Below are 7187 nucleotides of genomic sequence, written 5' to 3' on the forward strand. Positions count from 1 at the left end.
CCTCACACTTTTAGAAAAGTGTGAGGCTGTTTTTTTATTTTACGCCAAAAATTTATGTTGTCCATTGGGTTATCAGGGTTATATTACCACCCCTCTTTGTTCCCCTTTTTTGTTACTATTCTAGGAGACCATAGATTGTGAAAGGATGAATGGAGATAATGAAGAAAAGCATCTTTCTCCTATTGATAGTAGCAGTTTTGACTTTCACAGGAGGATTTATTTTAGGAGTTTTTTATTCTAGTAACGACACTCAACAAGAAAGATCTGACCCACAAACACTACAAAAAACAAAACAGGCACCGCAGTCAGCAAAATTTCCAATCCAAAAGCAAAAGCCAAAAATAGAACAGATAAATCCAAAAATACTAATGGGCTATGTACAGGATTTTCGGGACCCTGCTACAGTCGATTATTCGAATCTAACACACGTTATTTTCTCCTTTGCCCACCCTGCAAAAGATGGAAGTGTTCTGTTAAATGGAGATACAGCTTTAACTAACCTGCGATCGATGGTCCAAAAAGCACATCAACATGAAACTAAAGCAATTTTGGCAGTAGGGGGCTGGTATCACATTGAGGGTGGTGAATCGTACGAGTATTTCAAAACAGCGATTTCTAATTCAGCTTCTCGTACAAAGCTAACAAACGAGCTCATGGAACTAACTGAGCGAGAGAAGCTAGACGGAATTGACATTGATTTTGAACACCCACGCTCCAAGGAAGATGCAAAAAATTTGGCTGCTTTCACGAAAACTTTAAGTGAAAGACTTCATGAAAAAGATAAAGAATTATCAATTGCTGTTTATTCGAAGATTCATAGTGTAACAGGTACGGAAATCGCATCTGTTGTGTTTGATCCGATGATGTTTCAACATGTAGATCATGTCAACATCATGGCTTATGATGGTCAGTGGGATGGCGAATATAATGCTGCAAATTTATCTCCATACCCGTTTACTGAGAATATCGTCAATTATTGGACAAATCTTTTTGACGAACACAGCCTATCTAAAGACAAGCTAGTGCTTGGTGTCCCATCATATGCTCAACCTGAAAATGTGTCGATTAAACAAATGTCATACGCCGCAATCGTAAACAGCAATTCGAAAAATGCCAAGCTGGATATTGTCGAAATGAACGGAACCACCTATCATTACAATGGAATACCGACTATTCAAAAGAAAACCAAACTGGCGCTGGATCATGGATTTGGTGGGATGATGCTGTGGGAATCAGGTCTTGATGCACAAGGAGCACATAGTTTGACTGGTGCGATTTCTGACGTTTTGGAGAAAGAGGATAAGGAACGAGGGAATTATACTGTAAAATCTAATGAGTAAGATAGGATAAATGAATTTACCCTGATGAAGATAAAGATTATGTCGCTGGGGTATATCTATCCAGTATTGATGAAGGACTGGCTCCCCGAAAAAATGTAATGGCAAACACAATTCATGTTCTTTACGAAGAGAAAAGAATTATTATTACGGTTATTGAGGAAGATGAGGATACGGAATAATCGGTTTCCTTTTTATATACTAAAAGACTACCGATAAGACGTGTTATCAAAAACGAAATGTATAAAATGTCAAAAGAACCAGTCACATCAACAGGGAATAAACGAGACCAATGACATTTCACAATGTCAAAGGCCAAAACTCTTGATAGGAATGGTTCTTTTTTAGAGATTATGTGAACTAAGAAATTAAAAAAGAAATCACTTTATACTACTGGATATAAACATTGAGGCATCTTGATTCATGAAAATACCATTACCATGATAAAATGTTTTAATTTCAGTTGATTTAAATCCAACTTCGGATAATCTTTTTTTCAGTTCTTCATGCGAAAAACCGTTATGAACTTTCGGATGATTTATTTTATCGTTTTTGTCAAAATCAATAATAATTAGCTTACCATCATTATTTAAAATGTTGAACAGTTCTTGTAAAATTTTTTTAGTATCCGGAATATGAAGAAGGACTAGTGACATGAAAACTATGTCTGCCTGAAGTTCAGGAGTTTCTTGAGTGAAATCCGAATAAAGTACTTTTGAGTTGGTAATTCCTTTGTGAGAAATTTTAGCTTTCGCAACCTCCAACATTTGTTTTGATGAATCTATCAACAAAATAGAATCTACTAAATCTGATAATTCTAAACTAATTAGACCAGTACCACTCCCATAGTCTATTAAAGATTTTGATGTACTATTTCGTAATTCTGGTCTTACTTCCTTAATTATAATTTTAGCTAATTCAATTCTTTCTTCTGTATCATATCTTCTTGCTATCTGTTCAAAAACATTATTTTCCATATTACACTCCAATTCCCTATTTATTAAAAATGAAACATACGCAGCTTTGCTACCTTCACCTGCATTAATAATAAGCTGAGAAGGAGCAATAATAGAAGTATCGCCTGCAGCGAATACCCCTGGGACGTTGGTTTGACCGAATATATTTGTTTTGACGGCACCAGTTTTATTGGTTTCACAACCTAAAGTATCTTGCAGTTGAGAAGCATGATCCCATTGGACCTCTACAAATCCACCTTTTCGGGACAAAGACTCTCCATTATCAAATATAATAGTATGCATTTGTCCGTCATCCCCGTCAATTGCGGTAATCGTATCTTCCCACACTTGTATTCCTTTTTGTTAAATAGCAAGTATAGCTGTTCTTTCGAAAGGTCACTATCTCCATTTGTACATATGATAAGATTATTGGACCAGTTATATCCTAAGATAAGCGCTGCATTAAGACCAGCTGGCCCACCACCAATAATTGTACAATCATACATTAACATTTCATTCAACTCATTAACACTATTATAGAGTTATTTTGTCCATTATAATTCGAAAAATTTTAGGTACGGCTTGTTATATGTTTTTCTCCATCATGTTCTACTTTAGCTGCAATATCTTGAATGGTTTTCGTAGTCAGATAATACTTGAGTTTCTGTTCAGCACCATCCATTACCTGTTGGATGAGGCAATCGGCACTTTCAGTAGGATGATTTACATCGCATTGAAACATAGTGTGCCTTCCTTCAATCAGCTCTATTACCTGGAGAAACGTAATTTCGCTCGCTTCTTTTCGTAATTTATATCCACCATCTACACCTGGACTTGATTCAATTAAATTTCCTTTTACTAATGTCGCTAAAATTTTAGACAAATATGCTTGTGATAGTCCTTGTAACTGAGCTAAGGGTTTGACACCAATTGCTTTTCCTTTTGGAACCGTTGCTAAATGAACAAGCGTATGCAACGCATAATTTGTAGCCTTTGAAAATTTCATAATACCCTCCATTGAAACTATTATAGAGTTATTTTGACCATAATTATATATAATAAAGACACTACAAATAGTATGCAACTCTTTTCTCTTTCAAACAAAAGGTAATATATGTGAATCAGGAAGAAATTGTTGTTACAATTTCAAAAGATGTCGGTGATATGCTGCGTAAAGGGAATCAGGAACAGTCGATTGAAAAAGCAATTCTTAATTCCATTGCTCTCTTTATATCTATCTAAAGAAATCACTCTTGAAAGGGCAGCTTATTTAGCAAACAGTAATTTCACTGACTTTATACACTATTTGCAAAATAACAAAATTGAATGGATTGTTGGACAAATAGTGGATGTCTTCAATTGCACTTCCTAAATGAGATAAAATATTTTATAGGAATTAGCCTGTACTAAGTAATCTCACTTGACTACTCGGAATAACTATTCTATATTTTGAATAGCTTATATTAAGATGGAAAAGGAGGCTGAAGGAATGACAACGTTTTATATAATCATCAACATTGCTATTATGCTTTTATTCATTTTTGGTTTGTTTACGCTTCAAAAGAAACATGTTTCCTTCTCAAAGCGAGTTTTTATTGCTTTAGGTTTAGGAGTTGTGTTCGGTTTAGTCTTGCAGTTGATTTATGGAACTGCATCTGAAGTCATTTCAGGTACAATTGATTGGTTTAATATCGTAGGGAGTGGTTATGTAACACTACTACAAATGGTCGTCATGCCATTAGTTTTCATTTCAATATTGGGTGCTTTTACAAAAATAAAGCTATCTAATAATATTGGAAAAATTAGTGGATTAATTATTGCTATTTTAATAGGAACTACTGCAATCGCCGCAGCGGTTGGAATTGGAACTTCATTGGTATTTGATCTCGAAGCAATTGAAATAGAACAAGGCGATGCAGAAACAGAACGTGGTGAATATCTTGAAGAAAGGTTTGGAGAGGTTCAAGATCAAACTTTTCCACAACAGATCTTAAGCCTTTTACCAGCAAATCCGTTTTTAGATTTTACGGGCGCACGTCCTACTTCAACAATTGCAATTGTTATTTTTGCCGCAATATTAGGAATGGCCTATTTAGGTGTTAGAAAGAAAAATCAGGAACACGCAGATATGTTCGCTAAAATTGTAGATACTTTTTACTCAATTATAATGAGAGTTGTTACACTTATCTTACGCCTCACTCCATATGGAGTACTTGCGTTAATCACAAAAGTTACTGCAACTAGTGATTACAATGCAATTTGGAAATTGGGTGAATTTGTCCTAGCGTCTTATGTGGCACTAGCGATAATGTTTGCAATTCATTTACTATTAATAACTCTGTCTGGATTAAATCCAATAACGTATGTGAAAAAAGCGTTACCTGTATTAACATTCGCATTTACTTCTCGTACAAGTGCGGGTGCATTACCGCTTAATATTAAAACTCAAACAAGAGATCTAGGTGTTCCGGAGGGAACGGCTAACTTTGCAGGTTCATTTGGCCTTTCCATTGGGCAAAATGGTTGCGCAGGTGTCTATCCAGCAATGTTAGCAGTAATGATCGCTCCAACTGTTGGGATTAATCCATTGAGTCCATCCTTTATAGCAACCTTGATTGTTGTTGTAGCGATTAGCTCATTTGGGGTAGCTGGTGTCGGAGGGGGAGCAACTTTCGCAGCAATCCTTGTCTTATCTGCTATGGATCTTCCAGTTGCATTAGCAGGATTATTAATTTCTGTTGAACCACTTATTGATATGGGGCGCACTGCTGTAAATGTAAGTGGAAGTATGACTGCAGGAGTTCTAACAAGTAAAGCTACGAAAGAATTAGATACGAGTGTATATGATGATAACAGTCAACATGCTGAAGCATAGAGAAATTTAATAATGTCAAAAAGCAATAAAAAGGTACCAACCTAGCTTGTAAAGGAGAAGTAATTTTCCTCTACAAGCTTTTTGTGGTTCTGTTCTATAAAACAAACCCGGTTACGAGAACCATGTCGAACGATTTATTTGAGCTTCATTATTGAAACAAAGTATTTACAGTGTGTCTAGTTCGAGCAAAAACTTGTGAATAGAGGGATCTGAAACGTGGTGCAAGGCTTAATATTATTTTAATACTATTAAAGAATAAGAATAATTCTTTTGGTGGACGACCTCATTTTACATATTATTTCTTATAAATAGAATAGATTTAAAAGAGGGACAAAAAATAGGGAACTACTAATGCTGTTCATCCTAATAGGAGACGAAGTAGTTGCTGGCATACAATTACCGATTATTTTACATAATGGTAAGGAAAACACCTCCATGATTTAACACTCTGTATAATGCAAAGCTTATCTACAGCCTTTAAAATGAAATTAAATTACTGAAAATTTAGTATTTTTAGTATAACCTCAGTTACTTTTCAGAAATCTCCAGTAATGAAAGCGCTTTCCTTATAGTCTACAGATGTTCTGTTGTGAATTTCTGTGTTTTACACTTACGAACAATCTGTATCTCTAGAACTAAAGGGGGATGAAACTGTGTCAGATTTAGTGAAAATCGGCCTTATTCAGGCCTCAAACGATGTAGATGGAAATGAACCTGTTCAAGTTCATAAAGAAAAAGCAATTGAAAAACATATAAACCTTGTAATAGAAGCTGCTGAAAAAGGATCACAAATCATTTGTTTGCAGGAAATATTTTATGGACCTTATTTCTGTGCTGAGCAAAGCACGAAATGGTATGACGCTGCAGAAGAAATACCGAATGGTCCTACAACAAAACGATTTCAAGAGCTTGCAAAAGAGTTAGGAGTTGTGATTGTTCTACCAATTTATGAAAGAGAAGGTATTGCTACATATTACAACACTGCTGCTGTCATTGATGCTGATGGGTCGTACCTAGGGAAATATAGAAAGCAACATATTCCACATGTTGCGGTAGGGAACGAGGGCTGTGGGTTCTGGGAAAAGTATTACTTTAAACCAGGAAATTTAGGGTATCCAGTATTTGATACAGCTTTTGCAAAAATCGGTGTTTACATTTGTTATGACCGTCACTTCCCAGAAGGTGCCCGATTACTAGGATTAAAAGGTGCTGAAGTTGTTTTTAATCCATCTGCTACAGTTGCGGGATTATCTGAATACCTTTGGAAGCTAGAACAACCTGCCCATGCAGTTGCTAATGGCTATTATTTAGGAGCAATCAACCGTGTTGGTTATGAAGGACCATGGAATATGGGGGAATTTTATGGTCAATCGTATTTAGTAGATCCTCGCGGGAACTTTGTAGCGACGGGGAGCCGTGATCAAGACGAAGTAATTATCGGAGAGATGAATAAAAAGTTGATTCGAGAAGTGCGAGATGTATGGCAATTCTATCGTGACCGACGACCTGAAACATATAGTGAGATGACTGCTTTATTACCATAAATCGTACTAACAATACATCAAGAAATAATATAAGGGGGTGACTCAGGAACCTAAGTGTCAACCCTCTAACTTTAGTAGTATTTAGTCATTTTATTAGTTGGAAGATACTATTTACATGTGAAATTGGAGAGGTCAGACACATAAGAGTCACCCTCCCTTTATTTTCTACTAATCTATTATTTAGAAAAAAGCCACGTTCCTAAGTGTCAGTAACTCCTTCGGTCGGACTGACACTAAGAACCTGATTAAGTTCAACTAACCATCAGAAGTTCACTGATGGAAGTTTCACTAAGCCACGTTCCTAAGTGTCAGTAGCTCACGTTTGTCGGACTGACACTAAGAACCTGATTAAGTTCAACTAACCATCAGAAGATCGCTGATGGAAGTTTCACTAAGCCACGTTCCTAAGTGTCAGTAGCTCACGTTTGTCGGACTGACACTAAGAACCTGATTAAGTTCAACTAACCATCAGAAG

At 36.1% G+C, this 7187-nt stretch carries 6 protein-coding genes and 1 pseudogene; 4 read left to right on the forward strand and 3 right to left on the reverse strand.

Annotated features, from left to right (window positions below; genetic code table 11):
- The first annotated feature begins 158 nt into the window (after positions 1-158).
- Entirely contained in the window at positions 159-1340 is a 1182-nt protein-coding gene (locus ACFFIX_RS16570) for a glycoside hydrolase family 18 protein (RefSeq protein ID WP_378935924.1), read from the forward strand.
- A 377-nt stretch (positions 1341-1717) separates the two neighbouring features.
- Here the strand turns inward: ACFFIX_RS16570 and ACFFIX_RS16575 are convergent, their stop codons facing one another.
- The 3 genes and pseudogenes from ACFFIX_RS16575 to ACFFIX_RS16585 form a co-directional block, all read right to left on the reverse strand.
- Entirely contained in the window at positions 1718-2314 is a 597-nt protein-coding gene (locus ACFFIX_RS16575; protein ID WP_378935974.1) for a class I SAM-dependent methyltransferase, read from the reverse strand.
- Between the two features lie 153 nt (positions 2315-2467).
- Positions 2468-2596 (reverse strand): annotated as a pseudogene (locus tag ACFFIX_RS16580) (hypothetical protein); the annotation flags it as partial.
- Positions 2597-2864: 268 nt separating this feature from the next.
- Positions 2865-3299 carry an RrF2 family transcriptional regulator gene (locus ACFFIX_RS16585; RefSeq protein ID WP_378935926.1) on the reverse strand — a complete coding sequence of 145 codons (435 nt, stop codon included), beginning with the start codon at positions 3297-3299 and terminating at the stop codon, positions 2865-2867.
- A 110-nt stretch (positions 3300-3409) separates the two neighbouring features.
- Here ACFFIX_RS16585 and ACFFIX_RS16590 point away from each other — a divergent pair, with 110 nt between their 5' ends.
- The 3 genes from ACFFIX_RS16590 to ACFFIX_RS16600 all read left to right on the forward strand — a co-directional run bounded on the left by ACFFIX_RS16590 (position 3410) and on the right by ACFFIX_RS16600 (position 6712).
- A complete protein-coding gene (locus tag ACFFIX_RS16590) occupies positions 3410-3535 on the forward strand; it encodes a hypothetical protein (RefSeq protein WP_378935928.1) in 126 nt (41 codons plus the stop codon).
- Positions 3536-3782: 247 nt separating this feature from the next.
- On the forward strand, positions 3783-5168 hold the full coding sequence (locus ACFFIX_RS16595; RefSeq protein WP_378935930.1) for an L-cystine transporter: 1386 nt from the start codon (positions 3783-3785) through the stop codon (positions 5166-5168).
- A 653-nt stretch (positions 5169-5821) separates the two neighbouring features.
- Positions 5822-6712: a nitrilase-related carbon-nitrogen hydrolase gene (locus ACFFIX_RS16600; protein ID WP_378935932.1), complete on the forward strand. Its 891-nt coding sequence runs from the start codon at positions 5822-5824 to the stop codon at positions 6710-6712.
- Positions 6713-7187: the final 475 nt, after the last annotated feature.

Source organism: Metabacillus herbersteinensis (assembly GCF_042433335.1).
GTDB lineage: Bacteria > Bacillota > Bacilli > Bacillales > Bacillaceae > Metabacillus > Metabacillus herbersteinensis.